Genomic DNA, 17,474 nt, shown 5'->3' on the forward strand with positions numbered 1-17,474 from the left:
TGCGCTGGCTGAAGCCATTGCACAGGCCGATCTGGATCGTGACGCGCTCTGTGGCGCTGAGTTCGTGATAGGACATGGGGCAACACCTTACCGAAATGGTCGGGTGTTGCACTCAGTTTTTGCGGCCGCCACTGTTAAGGGAATCTGATCATGAAAAAATCGACGTTGAGTGTTCTGGCGCCCTGTGCGCTTTTGATTGCAATTGCGCAGCCGCTTGTGGCTGCGGAAAAACTGGTCAAGGTGACTGCTGGTCACCTTATTGCACTTGATATGGCACCGCTGTTTGTCGGTGTAGAAAGTGGCTGCTTCAAACAGCAGGGTCTCGAAGTAGATACCCGCTTTTTTGCTAATCCTGGAGACAATAACGCGGCCCTGGCAGGCGGCGCGATTGATTTCAGCACCAACCCGTTTACGTTGCCTTTTTTTGCAGCCAACAGTGGCGTGCCGATCAAAGTGATCAGCGCAGCAGGCGGCTGGGGTGTCATGGAGGTGATTGCAGATGGCAAGCTGGGGTTGGATTCGATGGAGGCGTTGGCTGATCACATCAATGCGGGCAAACCGAAACTGACGGCTGCAGTTTTGCAGGGAGACACCCTGGAACTGATATTGGTTACCGAGTTGGCGAACCGCGGTCTGGCGCCTGATGCCATCGAGTTTGTTTACTTCGACGACCTGTTGGCCATGGTTGAAGCTTTCCGTAGCGGCAATGTGGACATTCTCAGCCACATCAAACCCTATACCTCTGAGATGGTCAGCTCGCGTGGTGCTACTCAACTGACCAATAACGCCAGTACCTGGTCGCTCAATACGCCAAATACGGTTGTGAGTGTGCTGGAGAAAACCTTGAACGAGCGGCCTGAGGTGGTTGAAGGCTATCTGAAAGGGCTGATCTGTGCGGCAGAGATCATCAACAGTGATCCTGACAAGGCGATAGATTTGCTCGCACAAGGCAATTATTTCCGCGTTTCCAACGATGTTTTGAAAGACGCCTTTACTTCAGCACCACAGCCCATCTCCTTCACGCCAGATGTGGCGGCAGTGCAACAGGTTGTCGATGACCTGGTGAAGATGCAGTACGTTCGTCCGGGAGTAAGCGCAGAAAGCATCTTCGCGATTGACCTGATTCAGTCACTGGAGCAATAGGGTGCGGTTGCCTGAATGGGAAAGCTTGGCGCCCTGGGTGGTGGGGTTGTCCTCAATGGCTCTACTTGTCCTGATATGGGAGCTAGCGGGGACGCGTGATGTAGCCCTTACAACTGTCATGCCGCCGCCAAGTCAGTTTTTGTCGATGGTGATTGAGAGTGACTTTCGTATCGGCTTGGGCTCCCAATCCGCCACGCTGGATGAAGCCATATTTGCCACCTTCAGTCGTGTTTTCACCGGCATGTTTCTGGCTTTTGTAGCGGCTATTGCCACGGGTGCACTGATCAGTCTGTCACGCTTTGCCACCTGGTCGTTGAGTCCTTTGCTGTATGTGCTGGCCCCCATTGCCCCCATTGCCTGGATTCCTACTGCCATTGTGGTGTTTGGTATCAGCAATGTGACGGCCGTATTCATCGTGTTTATGGGCGTGTACTTCATTCTGACCATCGGCACCCTGGCGGAAATTCGCCGGGTACCGCAGGAATATCTGACCATTTCGGGCAATCTGGGAGCCAATCGTTGGCAGCAGTGGGTGTATGTCGTACTGCCAAGTATTTTCCCCGGGGTGTTCACATTGCTGCGGACCAATTTCATCGCAGCCTGGATGGCGGTGCTGGTGGCGGAAATGGTCGGTCTGCGTGATGGCTTGGGGGCAATCATCATGATGGGGCGCAACCTGTTCAATAACGAGCTGATTATGTTTGGCATGCTGGTCATTGGGCTGTCTGGTTTTGTTGTGGACAGGACCCTCGCTTTCATCGGTAACAAGGTCTTGTGGTGGAGGGTCAAATGAGCACCGTTGAAACCGACCAGGCCGTATTCAGGATTGAGAATCTGAGCATCAACTTTCCAGGGAAACGGCAGCCAGTACCGAGCCCGTTGCAGGGTTTGAACCTGAGTATCTATGAAAACCAGATCACTACCATTCTGGGTCAGTCTGGTTGCGGAAAGAGCACGCTGCTGAATGCCCTGGGTGGCTTTGTCATTGGAGAGGATAGTGGTGGCGTGTTGTATCGCCAGCGTTATATGAACGGGCCGCTGGAAGAGATCGTGATGATTTTCCAGGAAAACAATCTCTACCCATGGCTCAGTGTTGCCGGCAACGTCAAGTTTGGTCTCAGGTTTCGCAAGCATGACGCGGTGGATATCAAGACAACAGTCAGCAACATGCTCGAAAGTGTCGGGCTGAATGATGCTGCTGGGGCTTACCCCCACCAGCTGTCAGGGGGCATGCGGCAGCGGACGGCAATAGCGAGGGCATTGATTACCAAGCCTAAGGTATTGCTGTTGGATGAGCCTTTCAGCGCACTGGACATAAGTCTGAAACGCCGAATGCATGGATTGCTGCGCAGTCTGCAGGAAGAGACGGGCACATCCATGGTTATGGTGACTCACGATGTGGAAGAAGCCATTACTGTGGGCGACCGGGTGCTGGTGTTGGGTGGTAATCCGGCCAAAGTGCTGGTGGATGCTGATACCAGCGCTGGCGATATGCGAGACCGCTATTCCAACGCCTATTTGCAACTGCAGAAGCAGATAGAAGACGTTATCTATTGAGGAGGCCTGATGAACGGCATTCACGATATGGGTGGCTTACACGGCTTTGGGCCGGTCAAGGTAGACCCAGATGAGCCTGTGTTCGTTACGCGCTGGGGCAGCCGAATTTTTTGCATGACCCAAGTGATTGATCGTCTGGGTGTATGGAATCTCGACGAACACCGACACGAAATTGAGCTGATGCGCCCTCAGGATTACCTGGAGTGGAGTTACTACGGTCGTTGGATGTTTGCGATGGAGCGCATCCTCGATCGTCGCAATATTTTGTCGACAGCTGAAATAAATCGACGCGTTGATGAACTGAGCGCCGGGCTCAAGCACCTTACACCGCCAGAGCACCCGCAGCGTAACTGGCCGCTTAAAGACCAAGACAAAGTGCCCTGGGGCGCCTGGCGCAAGGACGTCGAAGTTACGCCCGTATTCCATGTCGGACAGCAGGTGCGTGTGCGCAATATTCATCCGCCGGGCCACACCCGGGTAACAAGCTACACCCGAGGGAAAGTGGGAACGGTCGAGCGGGTTAACGCTCAGGCGTGGGTATTCCCTGATACGCGTGCGCATTATCGCGGGGAAAATCTTCAACCGGTTTATACCGTGCGTTTCAGCGCTCAGACACTGTGGGGCGATGAACATGCGGAAGCCAACCTGTTTATTTATATCGACCTGAGTGAGAACCACATTGAGGCCGCAGGAGATCAGCAAAATGAGTCATGACCACAAGATTGAAAAAGCCTGGCAGGCTCTGCGCACCGAAGCCATAGAAAGCCTGCTTAACGACATAGGCGTACTGGATTCGGCAGAAGTAGACGCAGTGGTTCACCACTATGAAGAAAATGTTGGGCCTCGCACAGGCGCGAGAGTCGTGGCCAAAGCCTGGGTCGATCCAGACTTCAAGGCACGGTTAATGGCTGATGGGCTGGCAGCTTGCGCGGAGCTAGGGATCGGCGGGCCTGAGACAGAGTTGTTACATGTACTGGAAAACACGGCACAAGTACACAACGTAGTCGTGTGCACATTGTGCTCATGCTATCCGTGGCCAATTCTGGGCTTGCCGCCAGTCTGGTACAAGTCCAGTGCTTATCGTTCCCGGTTGGTGCGCGAGCCACGCAAGGTACTTCACGAAATGGGTTTGAGTCTGGAGGATGAGGTAGAGATTCGGGTTTGGGATAGCGTGTCGGAAATACGCTATCTGGTGCTACCGCAACGACCGGAGGGAACGGAGGGTCTTGATGAGGCTCAGCTCGCCGAGCTGGTATCACGTGACTCGATGATCGGTGTTGCCCATCTGCAGCCATATACCGGTAAAGGAGCTTGAACATGCAGCCACATGAACTCTTGGATCAGGTGCATGGTGCTGGTCTGGCTCATTTGAGCTTTACATCACCATGGGCTGCACGGCTCTTTGGTATGACGCTGACGGCTGCCCAAAAAGAGATTTTCTCACTGCAGGACTTCCAGCAGGCTTTGATTGCATCTATACAGCGTCATGAACAGGGCAGTTGTATTGAAAGTGATGAGCAATACTACAGTTGCTGGTTGGTGGCTTTGCAGGGTTTGCTTGAGCAGCATGAACTCATCCAGTCCGAGCGCATTGCAGTGGTTGAGGCAGAAATTATGGCCAAGGCGCAGCAGCGCCACGACCATCAGCGCACTGGTCACCATCACCACGATCATCACGTCAGTCACGTCCACCATGCAGAACCGGAGCAACAAGCATGATTGTTAGTGGAGATCCTTATGACTTCCCCATCACGGGTTTGCTGGATCCGCAGCGAACAGCATTGGTGGTTATTGATATGCAGCGGGATTTTTGTGATCCGCTGGGCTACATGCATTCACGAGGCGACGATGTAGGGGCTGCACGCGCCATAGTGCCCCGAATTCTGGCGGTGCTGGAAATGGCGCGCCGCACCGGGATGCTAGTGATCTATACCCGGGAAGGGCATCGCGCCAACCTATCTGATCTACCTCACAGTAAGCGGCTTAAAACTGCGCGAGCTGGAGCTCAAATTGGCGCTCAGGGCCCTCTGGGCCGCTTGTTGATTCGCGGCGAGGCGGGCTGGGACTTTATCGATGAAATGCAGCCGCTGGCAGGTGAAGTGATTGTCGATAAGGTTGGAACCGGTGCTTTTCATGCGACCGAGTTGCACGATGTGTTGCGCAATCGTCAGATTGACAATGTTGTTTTAACCGGTGTGACGACAGGGGTATGCGTGACCTCAACGGCAAGGGAGGCAACCGACCGCGGTTACAGCGTTCTGGTGTTGGAGGATTGTTGTGCCGAGCCAGATCCGCGTAACCACGATATGGCTATTGAGCTGTTGAAAATCGAGGATGGATATCTAGCCACGGTATCCTCAGCCCAGCACTTCATCAGCGCTTTACAAGGCCAGGCCGCTGATACTGTGACAGATACCCGGGGAGTAAACCCATGATCACCAGATGTCTTATGTTGGCGTTTGTTTCTATCGCGAGTCTTACCGCACTTCCAGCTTACGCTCACCATCCTCTCGGCGGAGATACCCCTGAGACAATGCTGCATGGTCTTTTGTCGGGTATTGGACATCCATTACTAGGCCTGACACATGTGCTGTTCATGGCCGCGATAGGCCTGCTCTTTGCTTTACAGCCAGGCGCTACAACTGGTCGAGTCGTGTTATTTCTTGGAGCCACTTGCGTCGGCGCATTAGTCCATGTGTTGGGCCTTGATATACCTGCAGTCGAACAGATGATGGCTCTTGGAGTAGCCATAGCAGGGCTGATGCTGGCGTGGCGCAAGTTAGCAATTCTGCCTGGTGTTTTAGCGCTGGCGTGTATTGCTGGTTTACTCCATGGTTTTGCCTATGCTGAAGACATCATTGGTGCCCGTACAGGGCCACTAGTCAGCTATTTCGTGGGTTTTGTCCTGATCCAGGGCGTTATTTTGTCGGGTATCGTATGGGCTGCGCGCAAACAATTGACCGTTCGGACTGCTCGTCTGATACGTCGCTGGGAGCTTGGTGTTGGCGGACTGGTGGCAGGGTCAATGTCATCAACTTAAGGAATTTTCCTATAAATATCATATAATTAGCGCTAAATTCAGCGCATAGGAGAAACCCTTTTGGCCCCTCATTCCACACCGTTTGACACCGCCCAGCAAACCCTGGCTTGAAAATTGTACAAAAAATAACCAGCCAGCTCGATTGTCCCGACTTCATCGATACCCACCGCCAGCGCCCTCACGACTTTACCCGCCGACGCCAACTGACCTTCAAGAACCTCGTCCTGTTTTTGCTCAATCAGCCACGCACTGCCCTGCAAACCGAGCTCGATCAGTTCTATCGCGTGCTCAACCAGGCCTCGGCCGAGACCCAGGTGGTCACCACGCAGGCCTTCAGCAAGGCGCGCGGCAAGCTCAAGCCCGAGGTCTTCGAGAGCCTCAACCAAACCCTTCAGCAACAGCTCGACAGCCTCGGGCTGCGCCAGACGTGGCGCGGGTTACGGGTACTCGCCGTGGACGGCTCGACCGTCCATTTACCGCTGGAGTCGGTCATGACGCGCTTTTTCGGCTGCCATAGCGAGTTTCCCGTTGCCCGTCTGTCCATGCTCTACGACGTCGCCGACGGCCAGACGCTACACAGCCTGATCGTGCCATCCACCATCCGCAGTCGGCGAGCGCGATTGCGCCCATCTGCACCTCGCGCATCTGCCCGCTGACAGCCTGACGTTGTTTGATCGCGGCTACCCCGGACACTGGCTGTTTGCGCTGCTCGAGCAGCACCGGCGACATTTCCTGATGCGCCTGCCGTGTGGCTACAACGCGCAGGTCAAACAGTTTCTCCGCTCGGGGCAGACAGAAGACACGCAGTTCTTCTCTGCCAGTCATCCCGAGGCGCGCCTGTTCTGTACCGAGGCCGGCGTCGATCCCGCGGGCCGGGTCGAATTGCGCCTGATCCGGGTCGAGCTAGCCAGCGGTGAAAGCGAAGTGCTGCTGACCTCCCTGCTGGATCGACAGGCCTTCCCGGCCGAGGTGTTCGCRGATCTTTACCACCGCCGCTGGGGCATCGAAACGGACTACCGCCGCCTCAAGCAGACCCTCTGCCTCGACAACTTTAGCGGCCGTAGCGTGACGGCCGTGAAGCAGGACTTTCATGCCGGGCAACTGCTGAAAAACCTAGCGCTGCTGATACAACATCTGCTGCAACCGGTCATCGAGCAGCGCCACAAAGGCCGCAAGCTGCGCTGGAAGGTCAACTTCACCCAAGGGGTGTCACGCCTCAAGAACACCCTGGTCGACCTGCTGGTACGCCCCGGTGTGCAGGGGCTGGCCAACGTGATGGAGTTGATGGCCAACAGCCTCAGCGCTGTGCGCCCGGGCCGCAGCTTCCCGCGCCAGCGTAAGCGCCTGGCCAGTCGCGGCTGCGAGGGCTACAAACCGACGCGCTAAGAACAAGCAGCAGCCGAACTACACCGCAAAAAAGCTGGCCAGACAGCGGCCGGCACGCGCTCGCCCGGAAAACGAGAAATCCCGCCCGCCGAGGCGAACCGGCATCCATTAAGCTGGCGTCTGGGTCGCACATGCGCTGAACTGGGGAGCAAAACCAGTGAACACACTGCTGCAACCGCGCGTCCAAGCCCCGGGATTTCTTGCCCCGGCCAGGGCTGGGGGCTTAAGTTGATGACATTGGGAGGCAGCCCAGGACAACTTTCGGCTGGGCCATAACCGTTGTAGTACGGTAGCCGCGAAATTGGGTGAGCTTGACGGACTTAAGGCGCATGGTGATTTCCTTATCTACAGCTGGCCAGAGAAGGCTTTTTGGCTAATAGCTTCAAAAATCAGCTCATCGCAAAATTTGGAGTGCATAGCCTTAGCGCCCAAAGCTTTTTCTTTAATTTTTGCAAATTGCTCCAGTACAAGCTCACTTGGCACAGGAACTTTAATACTTCCAACAATTGCCTTGTTCAGGTTCGGCATGGTCGCACCCAGCGACTCTGACTCCAAATGACTTTTTATCGCGTCACTTGAAAGGAATTTATTCAAATACTCAGAAAATATGCCAGCCTTGTTCGGCCTAACAAACAGACTCCCCGTACCACACAACCAACCGCTTTCCTTTTCGGTTACAACTGCACAGCGCCCCATTTCACCTCTTCGCCCCATAATAATATCCCCTACCTTAAGGTGATACTCGGGCAACTCTGCATGCTTCTGCGCCGAAATAGTCAGATCATTTTTTGGAGCAATCTGCCCTTTGACAATATGAGTAGGATTAACAAGAGGAATCCCACCTTCAATGTAATCTTCTTTATGCAATTGAGTACCAAATGGGCCAATTTGGATTCTAGATATATCCTTCAGCGCCTTAGTCCCCCATCCCTTCGGGTTAGTCACCGGGTCGCCGAACATGTCCAGAAACACGGCGCGGAGGAAGTCGTCGGCGAGCTGGATGGCTTGCTGGCGTTTGCGGCGGATGGCGTCGGCCTTGTCGAGGATGGTGGCGATGCGCTTTTGTTCGGGCAGGGGTGGGAGAGGAATCTCTAACTCCCGAATATTACCGAGCGAAACAAATTTTTGCGTCCCACCACGAGACTTACTTTCAAATTGCCGAACAGCAAGATCACTATTCAGAAAATGATATATGTATCGATTAAAAGCATCGCCGCCATTAAATTTAAACAAGGCAACGTTTTTAATAGAAAACTCACGCGCCACGTTGACTATGACGGGATTACCAATTGTTCCAATCATAGCGTAAAGAATATCACCATGATCAACGCGAGACCGTCTTGAAATTTCCAAGTGGTCTTCTGCACTTATAAATGTACACGTAGAGAAATCGATCTCCCCTGCAACCAAATTTTTTGACGTAACTAGGGGGATGCCTGCAGTCACCGGTTTGGGTGAATCATGGGTGCCATCTCTTACATCCATACACTCCTGAGCTTTTACCCAGCGCCAGCCATTTGGCAATGATTGATCATTTCCCAAGCAGATCACAGCATCCCCTCCAGCTCATCCAGATCCGCCAGAATCTCCTGCTCCAACCCTTTTAGCCGTTGCAGAATCATCTTCGGGTCTTCGTACTGCTCCTGCTGGTACTCAACTTCCTTGTAGCGGTTGATGGAGAGGTCGTACTTGTTAGCGGTGATATCCTCGGCGGGCACGACAAAGGCCTTTTTGCGCTTGTCGCCGAACAGGGTGTTGATGGTGCTGGCGCTGATATTGCCCTCGACCATCTGCCGGTATTTGTGCCATTGGGCGATGGCATCGGGCAGGTCGTTGCTGCCCTCACCTTTCAGCTCGGTGCGCTTGTCGTCCAGCGAGTAGCCGTCGGCCTGCAGGTCGTAGAACCACACACGTTCGGTGGTGCCGCCCTTGGTGAAAATCAGGATAGCGGTGCTGACGCCGGCGTAGGGTTTGAATACGCCGCTGGGCAGGCTGACGACGCCTTCCAACTGGTTGTTGTCAAGCAGCTCCTGGCGCAGTTGCTGGTGGGCCTTGGACGAGCCGAACAGCACGCCATCCGGCACGATCACGGCGGCGCGGCCACCGAGCTTGAGCGAACGCAGGATATGGGCGACGAACAGCAGCTCGGTCTTTTTGGTTTTCACCAGGCCAAGCACGTCGGGGTTGGTGTTGGTTTCGTCCAGGCTGCCTTTGAACGGCGGGTTGGCCAGCACCACGTCGAAGAAGTTCTGTTCCTGACGCGGGTAGTGCTCCTTGATGGATTTGCTCAGGGAGTCCTGGTAGCGGATGTTCGCGCCGTTCACCCCGTGCAGCATCATGTTCATGCTGGAGACGCGCAGCATGGTGGTGTCGAAGTCGAAGCCCCAGAACATCTGGCTGTTGATGTGCTGGCGGTAGGGTTCGAGCAGGTCGCCGGAGTAATGCAGGTTGCCGTCTTCGTCGGTGAAGGTGCCTTCGGGGCTTGAGTGCACGCGGTTAAGGTATTCCATGGTGCGAGCGAGGAAGCCGGCGGTACCGCAGGCCGGGTCGCAGATCACCTCGGTGGGCTGCGGTGCAATCAGCTCGATCATGGCGTCGATGATGTGGCGCGGGGTGCGGAACTGGCCGTTGATACCGGCGGTGGTGAGCTTGCTCAGCAGGTATTCGTAGATATCGCCCTTCACGTCGCTCTGGGTCAGCGGCAGGTCGTTAACCATTTCCACGGCGGAGGTGAGCACGGACTCGTTCTTGATCTCCAGATCGGCGTCCTGCATGTACTCGCTGATATGGCCAAGGCCTTCGCGCTCACCGCCCTCGCCTTCAGCACCGCCGAGTTGGGCGAAGAAGGGGTAGACCTTCTGCTTGAGATGGCTGTGCAGCTCCTTGCCGCTCATGTTGCGGAAGTTCTTCCAGCGCAGCAGCTGGCCGTCCGGGGTATTGGGAAAGAGGCGGTCGAAGGGCTTGCCGGTGCGATTGGCTTTGCGCTCGGCGACGTCTTCTTGCATGTCGAGCATGCGGGCGAACATCAGGTAGCTGATCTGCTCGATCACGGTCAGCGGGTTGGTGATGCCGCCAGTCCAGAATTTTTCCCAGAGCTTGTCGATATCGTTGCGGATTTTGCCGGTGAGCATTCAGTGGTCTCGATCTGTAGGTTGTGCGGCCATCAGGCGGGGGGGCCGGGCTGGCCGGGGTTCTTCAAAAAGGGTTTGAGCACGGCCACCAGCTCGGTGACATCGGCGGGGGCGAACACGCCGTCGATGCCCTCGTGGGAGATGCTGGAAAACGGCGCGTCGTAGAGCGTTTCAATCACGATGCTGCCGTGCTGGGCGATGTAGTTTTTCAGCAGGTTCATAAAGCGCACCTGCTGGGCGGTGAGACTGGGATGGGCATGGAGGAACTGTTTGAAGTGTTCCTCAATGGCGTGTGCATCCAGGCCAATAATCTCGCGTACGGTGAGGTGCAGTTGATCGGCTGTGCGACCGTAGAACTCGTTGAGCACCTCCAGGCTGACGCCGGGGTGGCTGGTGAGGATGGTCGAGGTCAGGGTTTTCAGCTCGCTCTCGGCAATGGGTTCGCCCTTGTGGATTTTCTGCAGGGTCGGGTTGGCGGCGAGCATGCCGGCAAGGATGTCCTTGAGGCGGCGGCGGTAGATCATCGCTTCGCTGGCACCGGCAATCACCACCTTGCGCTCACTCTCTTGAACGCCATCGTCGCCGGTACGGGTACTGGGCATGGCATAGCCGCCTGTGCTGCCGGTTTGCCGGTATTTCATGATGCCGCGCAGCTCCTTGCGGGCGTTCTCCAGCTTGTCGATGCCCGGCTGCAGCCAGAAGTCGGCGCTGCGTACTTCGGCGATCAGGGCATCCTTCTGGCGTACGGCCTGGATATTCACGGCGAGCTTGTCCAACTCGGCCAGCAGGGCAATTTTGCCGTCCTCGAAGCAGGTGGCCTGCTCGACCAGGCAGCACTGAATACCGGCGATCAGCTTATCCAGCGCGGTGGCGTGTTTGTCGCGCAGCACGCGGGCGGACATCAGCGGGGCAATGGTGTTGGCCAGCAGGTGCTGGGTTTTGCCATCGAACTGTTGCAGCTGCTGGGTTTGTTGCAACTGGTGCACGGCGCGCAGTTCACGCTTTACCGCCACGCTGGTGTCGGGCAAGTCGTTAATGTCAGCACGCAACAGGGCAATGGCGGCATCAAAGGCGGCGGCATGGTTATGACGCAGGGCGGCCTGGGCCAGCGCCAGGCGGGCTTCGAAGGTGGTTTGCAGCAGGGATTTGCTGCCGGTGTCTTCCGGCTCCTGATACTCCTGCTCGAAGAAATCGAAGTTGCCGTAGTGGTCGAAAATCAGAAACTCGCTTTTGTGTTTACCGGGGCCAAACAGATTGGGGCGCAGGCGCGTACCGCGGCCAATCATCTGCCAGAACTTGACCCAGGATTTGACCGGCTTGGCGAACACCAGATTGACCACTTCGGGTACGTCGATGCCGGTGTCGAGCATGTCCACCGAGATGGCGATGCGGAAGTCGTTATCCGGCTTTTTGAATTCCTTGATCAGGGTGTCCACGTGCGGGATGGCGTTGTGGATGACCTTGCAGACCTTGGTGCCGTATTGCGGGTAGAGCTTGCAGAAGAGCTTTTCCAGGTGCTCGGCGTGGTCCTGACGCTGGGCGAAGACGATGGTTTTGCCGACCAGTGAGCCGGTCTCATCCTTGATGCCGTTGTTGATCAGGTTTTCCAGGATGATGCGGTCGGTGTCTTCGCTGAAGATTTTGCGACCGATGTCCTTGCCGGCGATGGTGGTGCGCTTGGCTTCTTCTTCGCCGAGGTCCTCTTCGAGCTGACGCTTCTGCTCGTCGCTGAGGTCGTTGTAGTGGATGCCGTCGCGTAGGAAGTCCGTGGTGAGGTCCTTCACGCGGAATGGCACCAGATACGGCGGCTCATTATTGATGGCAGCATCGAGGCCGAACTCGAAAGTCGGGTCTGTGGTTTCGCAGTCGAAAATATCGAAGGTGTTGCGGCTGATGAACTTCACCGGCGTGGCGGTGAGGCCGACCTGCAGCGCGTCGAAGTAGTCGAACAGGTCGCGGTACTTGTTGTAGATGCTGCGGTGGCTTTCGTCGGCGATGATCAGGTCGAAGAAGCCCACATCAAGCTGGGCGAAGCGGTTCATCATGCCCGGGTAGGTGGCGATGTAGATGCGCGCGGTCTGGTCGACCTTGCCGGTTTCGCCGATCACACAGCGCGGCTCGCTGGGCAGGTTTTGCTTGAAGGCGTCATCGGCCTGCACGCGCAGCTCTTTGCGGTCGCAGAGGAACAGCACGCGTTTGGCCCAGCCGGTACGCAGCAGCAACTCAGCCAAGGCGATGGCCACGCGGGTTTTGCCGGTGCCGGTGGCCTGGATGATCAGGGCTTTGCGGCGCTGCTGCTGGAAGTGCGCGGCGACAGTTTTGATCGCTTCGATCTGGTAAGGCCGGTCGGCAATGCTCAGCTCTGGGTTGTGTTTCTCCAGGGTGGGGACGCGGTACTGGCGCTGATAGGCGAGGTATTCCAGGCTGTCCTTGCTGTAGATGCCGTACACCGGGCGATAGGTGTTGTACTGCTTGTCGTCCCAGATAAAGGTTTCGTAGCCGTTGCTGTAGAAAATCACCGGGCGCTGCATGCCCATGCGCTCGAAACCGTCGGCGTACATGCGCGCCTGTTCGCGCCCGGCTTGCAGGCTGACATTGCCGGATTTCTTGGCCTCGATCACGGCCAGGGGCTGGCCGTTATCGCCCCATAGCACGTAGTCCGCACGGCCCTTGCCGGAGACGTTGCCGGGGAAGTCGACGTCCACTTCCTGGCCGACCTGCGCGGGGTTGCTGACATCCCAACCGGCTTGCAGGAGCATGGCGTCGATCAGCAATGCGCGGGTTTTGGCTTCGTTCCACTGCAGGCTGTCGGCCACCTGCTGGCTCTGCTGCTGACGCTTTTGCTGGTCAGGCTTGGCAGGCGGGTCGACCTTGTCGAGGTGGCGGGTGCGCTCCTGCTCCAGCTTGTCCATCACGCTCTGCAGCGCTTCCTGCTGCTGGTTGAGTTCCTTCTCATAGCTGGAGACGGTTTTCTGCAGACTGGCCAGCATCGCCGCTGGGTCTTTGACCTCGGTAAATGCGGGGATCGAAGCTTGCGCGGTGCCGTAGTACTTGATGGCCATGTACATGGCCAGTTGGTAGGCCGTTTTCAGAGCCAGCTGGGCATTGCGCAAATCACCTTCGGCACCGTGGGCGGTGTCGTTGCCCTGGATGCGCAGGAAGTTGATCTGGTGCACCAGGGGCTTGCTGACGCAATCAACAAACACCGGGTTTTTCACCAGGTCGTAGAAGCTCGACTGCGGCATGCGCGGCAGCAGTTCTTCCTTGTAGATGGCTTTGGTCAGTTCTTCGGCAAAGCTGCGCAGACGGGTGAGCGCGCTGCCCGGATCGATGTGCAGCACAGCCTCGGCAAGACCGGCGAGGTTGGCCAGCAGCTCGTTGCCGGGGCGGAGGAACTCGAAGTTGACTGATTTCATAAAGGCGATTCTGTCCATGTCGGTCCTATAGCGAGGACCGTGCCAGTTTTATTCGATGCCGTATTTGTCCATCCAATTGCTCAGCGTTTGCTGGCTTTTAAGGCCTAGCAGGCTGGCTGCCCGGGTCTTGTTATTGCCGGTAAGCGTCAGCGCCTTGCGCAGATAATGCCCTGCCACCTCGGCAATTACCTGTTGTAGATCAATACCTTGGGTAACATCCATGGCCAATACATCGGCCTGCGCTTGCGGCAGCTTGAACAGCGCCTGCTCGATATCGTGGGCAGTAATCAAATCACCCTGACACCAGAGCGCTGCGCGCAACAAGGTGGATTGCAGCTCACGAACGTTGCCACGCCAGGGATGCTGAAGGATAAGATTTTTTGCTTCTGCGGAAATTTTCTTATCACCGAGACTGGTGTCCTGGCTGGCAATGCCTGCCAGCAGCGCTTCGGACAGCAACAGCAGGTCACCTTCGCGCTCTCTGAGCGGCGGCAAGTGCAGTACACCCACAGCGATGCGATAGAACAGGTCTTCACGGAAGCGCCCCTGGGCGACTTCCTGCATCAGATTCCGGTGGGTGGCGGTGATCAGCCGCACATCGACCTTGAGTTCCTGGTTTGAACCTACCGGGGTGAAGGTGCCTTCCTGCAGTACACGCAGCAGCCGCACCTGTACATCTGGCGTCAGCTCACCGAACTCATCGAGAAACAGCGTGCCGCCGTGAGCCTGCTGGAACACTCCTGGGCGATCCGCAATCGCGCCGGTGAATGCGCCCTTCTTGTGGCCAAACAGGGTGGAGTCGATCAGCTCCGGCACAATGGCACCGCAGTTCACCGCCACAAAGGGCGCAGCAGAACGTGGGCCGGCATTGTGAATGGCGCGGGCAAACAACTCTTTGCCGGTACCGGTTTCGCCGTAAATCAGTACCGGCACCTGCTTGGCCGCCAGTATTTGTGCCTGCGCCTTGAGTGTCAGCATGCGCTCGCTCTGCGTCACGATGCTGTCGAAGGCTGCATCCACAGGCGCATCCAGCCCGGCGAGCTGAACCAGCTTGCCGGTGCTGATGGCAGTGGCGGCTGGCACATACTCGGCGGCGATTTCAAACGGCACCTCAACCTGCTGAACGCCTTGCTCAAGTGAGGACTGGTAGAAGGTCGCCGGGTATCGGGTTTTGCCCAGCAGAATCCACACCGCTTGCATGGCCGGCGTGCCGGGGCTGAGCAGAATGGAGAGCTGGTTTGCGGGAGTATTGAGGCGCTTTAAATGCTGACTGGCGGCCTGGTAGATCTCGCCGAAATGAACGGGCGAGGACAGGGAAACGTAATGTGCGGTGATGGGTAAATCGACCTGCTGGCGTAGCCAGGCCAGGTAGGGCTCAACGCGCTCGGCAGGGTATGAGCACAGAAGCTCGACGCTATCAACGGAAACCGTGTTAAGGGTCGCCAGAATCGGGCCTGCCTCAGTGCCTGCGACTGCCTTGAGATCATTCCCGCCAACCCAACTGGCCAATACGCGTTGCTTGTTTACCACTGTCCCTGTTCTCCCGGCCTCCCTCTTGCCCATCTGCGGGCAAGAGAAAAATGTGCTCTGGTTCGCGCCTTGGATAGTAAACCAATACGCTGAACCGGGTCTTTAACTGCCTGACTGGATGTTCAAGTTGAGCTGTAGCAACAGCGCGGCTTTTGCTCCCAGCAAATATTGTTATGAGCTGCAGCCGGGGTAGAACGATGAAGGGGCCTTACGGCCCCTTGTGAACTTAGTTAGCCAACAGGCTTTCAAGCTTCTCGATCAGGTAATCCAGCGGGCTACGCCCCTCCAGGCGTTTTTCGAAAACTTCGTTGCGGTGGTAGGCGACCCAGGTTTCGAGGGCATGCCGGTTATCCTTCTCGTAGCCAGAGCCCAGGATGCAAACAAGCTCAGTGCCATGGGGGTTCTCGAGGTAGTGACTCATGGCTGAAGCCAGATGCTTGAGGTACTTATGCTCGCGAGCCTCCATCGATGGATACAGAGGGGTTACGTTGTCACGTTTGATCAGTTTCATTTGGAAGCTCCTCAGGCCTTGAGATTGGCTTTGATCAGGTTGTCGAAGGCACTGCCATCACGCCGCGTCAGGTTGGGGACATAGCGCGAATAGACACGGAACAGCATCTCGGTGGTGGTGTGTCCCATCTGCCGGGCGATCCACTCTGGGTTTTCACCAGCCGCCAGCCAGAGGGTCGCGGCTGTATGGCGGGTTTGGTAGGGGCGCCGCCTGCGCAAACCCAGGTGGCGCAGCAGCGGGTACCAAACCCGGTCGTTAATGTTGCGGTATGCGTGCGGCGTACCTTCGCGGGTGCAGAAGACGAACTGGCCGCTGCCGGTTTTCTCCCGCTGGCCGATGAGGGCCTGGTAAACCGGCTCGGACATGTCGATTTCACGCTGTGAGCCGTCGTTCTTGGTGTAGTCGAGCTTGCCGCCCACCCAGGTTTCACGGATCAGAATCTGCCGCCGCTGAAAGTCGACGTACTTCCACTGCAAACCATCAACTTCGGCTGTGCGCATGCCGGTGAAGAAACGCACCGTGTAGTAATTGCGGAAATCTTCACGCACTGTGCTGAGGATCTGCAGCACTTCATCCAGGGTGAAGGGCTCCACGTCTGTCTTCGGGACTTTCAGTGATTTGATGTTGAGGTATGGCGAGGTAAACTCGAAGCGGTCAGCTGCCTCACTAAGGATCATGCGCAATGGCGTCATGATGTGGTTGATTCGCGTCGCTGTCAGACTCTGACCTTTCTGCCCGGGGACTTTGCCGAGTGCCGAGCGGAAGGACAAAAGTTCTGCTTTGGTGATGGCGCTGACCTCTTTTTTGCCGAACTCAGGCAGCAAATGCTTATCGAGAGTAAGCCGTACGGTTTTGGCGTGCGTTTCACGCCACTCGACCCTCATCTCCTCAAACCACAGTTCGGCAAAATCCCTGAACAGCGGTGTTTTCAGCGATGCACAGCCAGCCTGCAGCCTACTGATCTCCAGTACTTTGCTGCTTTGAGGAAAGTAGGTGGCATAGTCGAAGCTCCCAAGGGTGATTTCTGCTTCGATGCGCTCCAGGATCTTCTGCAGTTTTTTCCGGTTTGCGGGCGTATCAGGCAGCGTGGTCTGCTCGCGGCAGCGCTGATCCAGGTAGGTGAAGTCAAAGAACAACTTTTCGTTGTCTGCACGCGCTCGAATCTTACCCATGGCAGATACCCCCGCCGGCCATCGGCACCAGCCCGGAAGTTCGCGAGAATTTCTGCATGTCTTCTTCAACTGCTTCCCAGATGAAAAGAATCTTGCGGCCGCCAAAGGGGCGGAAGTAGTGAATCCCTTCCAGGAGGACTGAATCTTTCAAGCGATTACGGATGGTGCGCGCGTCGTACTTCATGCGCGTGGCCAGTTCCTCGGTAGTCAGGTATGTGTGAGACATGGTTATGCCCTCTCTGCTAAATTGAACGACAGCGGATTCTTATGAGCTTGTGAGTGCTCATAATGATCTCCTACAGATCAATATAACGCTCATTTTGAGCTTTGCAAGGACAAAATGATCTTCTGCGGATCATTTTTGGAGATTGGGATGGTCAAGTGCCATTTATCTCGCTTACTCGGCGAGCGGAAACTGAAGATCAGCGACGTGGTCAGGGACACGGGGATCAACCGCGGAACCCTCACGCGGCTCTATCACGAGACCGCGCAGAGGGTGGAGCTCAAGGACCTGGAAACGATCTGCCAGTACCTGAACTGCCAGGTGGGGGATTTGCTGGAATTGCAGGATGATCCGGAGGGCTGAAT

At 56.4% G+C, this 17,474-nt stretch carries 17 protein-coding genes and 1 pseudogene; 10 read left to right on the forward strand and 8 right to left on the reverse strand.

Annotated features, from left to right (window positions below):
- Positions 1–76 (reverse strand): helix-turn-helix domain-containing protein (locus A9513_RS36355; protein WP_141678553.1); only part of this gene is annotated, 76 nt, incomplete at its 3' end.
- Positions 77–150: 74 nt separating this feature from the next.
- On the opposite strand from A9513_RS36355, the gene A9513_RS29570 reads away from it, so the two are divergent.
- The 9 genes and pseudogenes from A9513_RS29570 to A9513_RS29605 all read left to right on the forward strand — a co-directional run bounded on the left by A9513_RS29570 (position 151) and on the right by A9513_RS29605 (position 7,126).
- Positions 151–1,143, forward strand: a complete 993-nt coding sequence (locus A9513_RS29570; protein WP_049874851.1) for an ABC transporter substrate-binding protein — start codon at positions 151–153, stop codon at positions 1,141–1,143.
- A gap of 1 nt (position 1,144) precedes the next feature.
- Positions 1,145–1,936, forward strand: a complete 792-nt coding sequence (locus A9513_RS29575; RefSeq protein WP_031637295.1) for an ABC transporter permease — start codon at positions 1,145–1,147, stop codon at positions 1,934–1,936.
- Positions 1,933–2,700 (forward strand): ABC transporter ATP-binding protein, encoded by a 768-nt coding sequence (locus tag A9513_RS29580; protein WP_023113851.1) that lies wholly within the window; start codon positions 1,933–1,935, stop codon positions 2,698–2,700. Before A9513_RS29575 ends, A9513_RS29580 begins: the two co-directional genes overlap by 4 nt.
- Positions 2,701–2,709: 9 nt before the next feature.
- The gene (gene nthB / locus A9513_RS35270) at positions 2,710–3,414 is read left to right on the forward strand and encodes a nitrile hydratase subunit beta (RefSeq protein WP_023113850.1); all 705 of its coding nucleotides are present in this window, start codon (positions 2,710–2,712) and stop codon (positions 3,412–3,414) included.
- Positions 3,404–4,015 (forward strand): nitrile hydratase subunit alpha, encoded by a 612-nt coding sequence (nthA, locus tag A9513_RS29590; RefSeq protein WP_065086279.1) that lies wholly within the window; start codon positions 3,404–3,406, stop codon positions 4,013–4,015. Before nthB ends, nthA begins: the two co-directional genes overlap by 11 nt.
- Before the next feature lie 2 nt (positions 4,016–4,017).
- On the forward strand, positions 4,018–4,419 hold the full coding sequence (locus tag A9513_RS35275) for a nitrile hydratase accessory protein (RefSeq protein WP_073647888.1): 402 nt from the start codon (positions 4,018–4,020) through the stop codon (positions 4,417–4,419).
- The gene (locus A9513_RS29600; RefSeq protein ID WP_023113848.1) at positions 4,416–5,135 is read left to right on the forward strand and encodes a cysteine hydrolase family protein; all 720 of its coding nucleotides are present in this window, start codon (positions 4,416–4,418) and stop codon (positions 5,133–5,135) included. The genes A9513_RS35275 and A9513_RS29600 overlap by 4 nt, the downstream gene beginning before the upstream one ends.
- On the forward strand, positions 5,132–5,740 hold the full coding sequence (locus A9513_RS35280; protein ID WP_083196252.1) for a HupE/UreJ family protein: 609 nt from the start codon (positions 5,132–5,134) through the stop codon (positions 5,738–5,740). Before A9513_RS29600 ends, A9513_RS35280 begins: the two co-directional genes overlap by 4 nt.
- A 107-nt stretch (positions 5,741–5,847) precedes the next feature.
- Positions 5,848–7,126, forward strand: a pseudogene (locus tag A9513_RS29605) (IS4-like element ISPa45 family transposase).
- Positions 7,127–7,471: 345 nt separating this feature from the next.
- On the opposite strand, the gene A9513_RS35285 reads toward A9513_RS29605, so the two are convergent.
- From A9513_RS35285 to A9513_RS29640, 7 genes are all read right to left on the reverse strand, one after another.
- Complete coding sequence (locus A9513_RS35285; RefSeq protein ID WP_218060709.1) at positions 7,472–8,677, reverse strand: restriction endonuclease subunit S; 1,206 nt, start codon at positions 8,675–8,677, stop codon at positions 7,472–7,474.
- Positions 8,674–10,257 (reverse strand): class I SAM-dependent DNA methyltransferase, encoded by a 1,584-nt coding sequence (locus tag A9513_RS29615; protein WP_065086281.1) that lies wholly within the window; start codon positions 10,255–10,257, stop codon positions 8,674–8,676. The genes A9513_RS35285 and A9513_RS29615 overlap by 4 nt, the downstream gene beginning before the upstream one ends.
- 32 nt (positions 10,258–10,289) lie before the next feature.
- Positions 10,290–13,673 (reverse strand): DEAD/DEAH box helicase family protein, encoded by a 3,384-nt coding sequence (locus A9513_RS29620; protein WP_065086282.1) that lies wholly within the window; start codon positions 13,671–13,673, stop codon positions 10,290–10,292.
- Positions 13,674–13,721: 48 nt separating this feature from the next.
- Positions 13,722–15,203: a sigma-54-dependent Fis family transcriptional regulator gene (locus tag A9513_RS29625; protein WP_083196254.1), complete on the reverse strand. Its 1,482-nt coding sequence runs from the start codon at positions 15,201–15,203 to the stop codon at positions 13,722–13,724.
- Between the two features lie 226 nt (positions 15,204–15,429).
- Complete coding sequence (locus A9513_RS29630) at positions 15,430–15,714, reverse strand: hypothetical protein (RefSeq protein ID WP_003160962.1); 285 nt, start codon at positions 15,712–15,714, stop codon at positions 15,430–15,432.
- An 11-nt stretch (positions 15,715–15,725) separates the two neighbouring features.
- The gene (locus A9513_RS29635) at positions 15,726–16,886 is read right to left on the reverse strand and encodes a site-specific integrase (protein ID WP_003160963.1); all 1,161 of its coding nucleotides are present in this window, start codon (positions 16,884–16,886) and stop codon (positions 15,726–15,728) included.
- Positions 16,879–17,112 carry a hypothetical protein gene (locus A9513_RS29640; protein ID WP_019341962.1) on the reverse strand — a complete coding sequence of 78 codons (234 nt, stop codon included), beginning with the start codon at positions 17,110–17,112 and terminating at the stop codon, positions 16,879–16,881. The genes A9513_RS29635 and A9513_RS29640 overlap by 8 nt, the downstream gene beginning before the upstream one ends.
- 147 nt (positions 17,113–17,259) lie before the next feature.
- On the opposite strand from A9513_RS29640, the gene A9513_RS29645 reads away from it, so the two are divergent.
- Entirely contained in the window at positions 17,260–17,472 is a 213-nt protein-coding gene (locus A9513_RS29645) for a helix-turn-helix transcriptional regulator (protein WP_003292745.1), read from the forward strand.
- The last annotated feature ends 2 nt before the right edge of the window (positions 17,473–17,474 follow it).

This window comes from Pseudomonas sp. AU12215 (assembly GCF_001675465.2).
Lineage (GTDB): Bacteria > Pseudomonadota > Gammaproteobacteria > Pseudomonadales > Pseudomonadaceae > Pseudomonas > Pseudomonas nitroreducens.

Excerpts from the sequence above, each read along its gene's own strand:
- A9513_RS29600 (WP_023113848.1), top strand. The coding sequence starts at position 4,416 with ATGATTGTTAGTGGAGATCCTTATGACTTCCCCATCACGGGTTTGCTG.
- A9513_RS29640 (WP_019341962.1), bottom strand. The coding sequence starts at position 17,112 with ATGTCTCACACATACCTGACTACCGAGGAACTGGCCACGCGCATGAAG.
- nthA (WP_065086279.1), top strand. The coding sequence starts at position 3,404 with ATGAGTCATGACCACAAGATTGAAAAAGCCTGGCAGGCTCTGCGCACC.
- A9513_RS29645 (WP_003292745.1), top strand. The coding sequence starts at position 17,260 with ATGGTCAAGTGCCATTTATCTCGCTTACTCGGCGAGCGGAAACTGAAG.
- A9513_RS29580 (WP_023113851.1), top strand. The coding sequence starts at position 1,933 with ATGAGCACCGTTGAAACCGACCAGGCCGTATTCAGGATTGAGAATCTG.
- A9513_RS29615 (WP_065086281.1), bottom strand. The coding sequence starts at position 10,257 with ATGCTCACCGGCAAAATCCGCAACGATATCGACAAGCTCTGGGAAAAA.
- A9513_RS29630 (WP_003160962.1), bottom strand. The coding sequence starts at position 15,714 with ATGAAACTGATCAAACGTGACAACGTAACCCCTCTGTATCCATCGATG.
- A9513_RS29620 (WP_065086282.1), bottom strand. The coding sequence starts at position 13,673 with ATGAAATCAGTCAACTTCGAGTTCCTCCGCCCCGGCAACGAGCTGCTG.
- A9513_RS29570 (WP_049874851.1), top strand. The coding sequence starts at position 151 with ATGAAAAAATCGACGTTGAGTGTTCTGGCGCCCTGTGCGCTTTTGATT.
- A9513_RS35275 (WP_073647888.1), top strand. The coding sequence starts at position 4,018 with ATGCAGCCACATGAACTCTTGGATCAGGTGCATGGTGCTGGTCTGGCT.
- nthB (WP_023113850.1), top strand. The coding sequence starts at position 2,710 with ATGAACGGCATTCACGATATGGGTGGCTTACACGGCTTTGGGCCGGTC.
- A9513_RS29635 (WP_003160963.1), bottom strand. The coding sequence starts at position 16,886 with ATGGGTAAGATTCGAGCGCGTGCAGACAACGAAAAGTTGTTCTTTGAC.
- A9513_RS35280 (WP_083196252.1), top strand. The coding sequence starts at position 5,132 with ATGATCACCAGATGTCTTATGTTGGCGTTTGTTTCTATCGCGAGTCTT.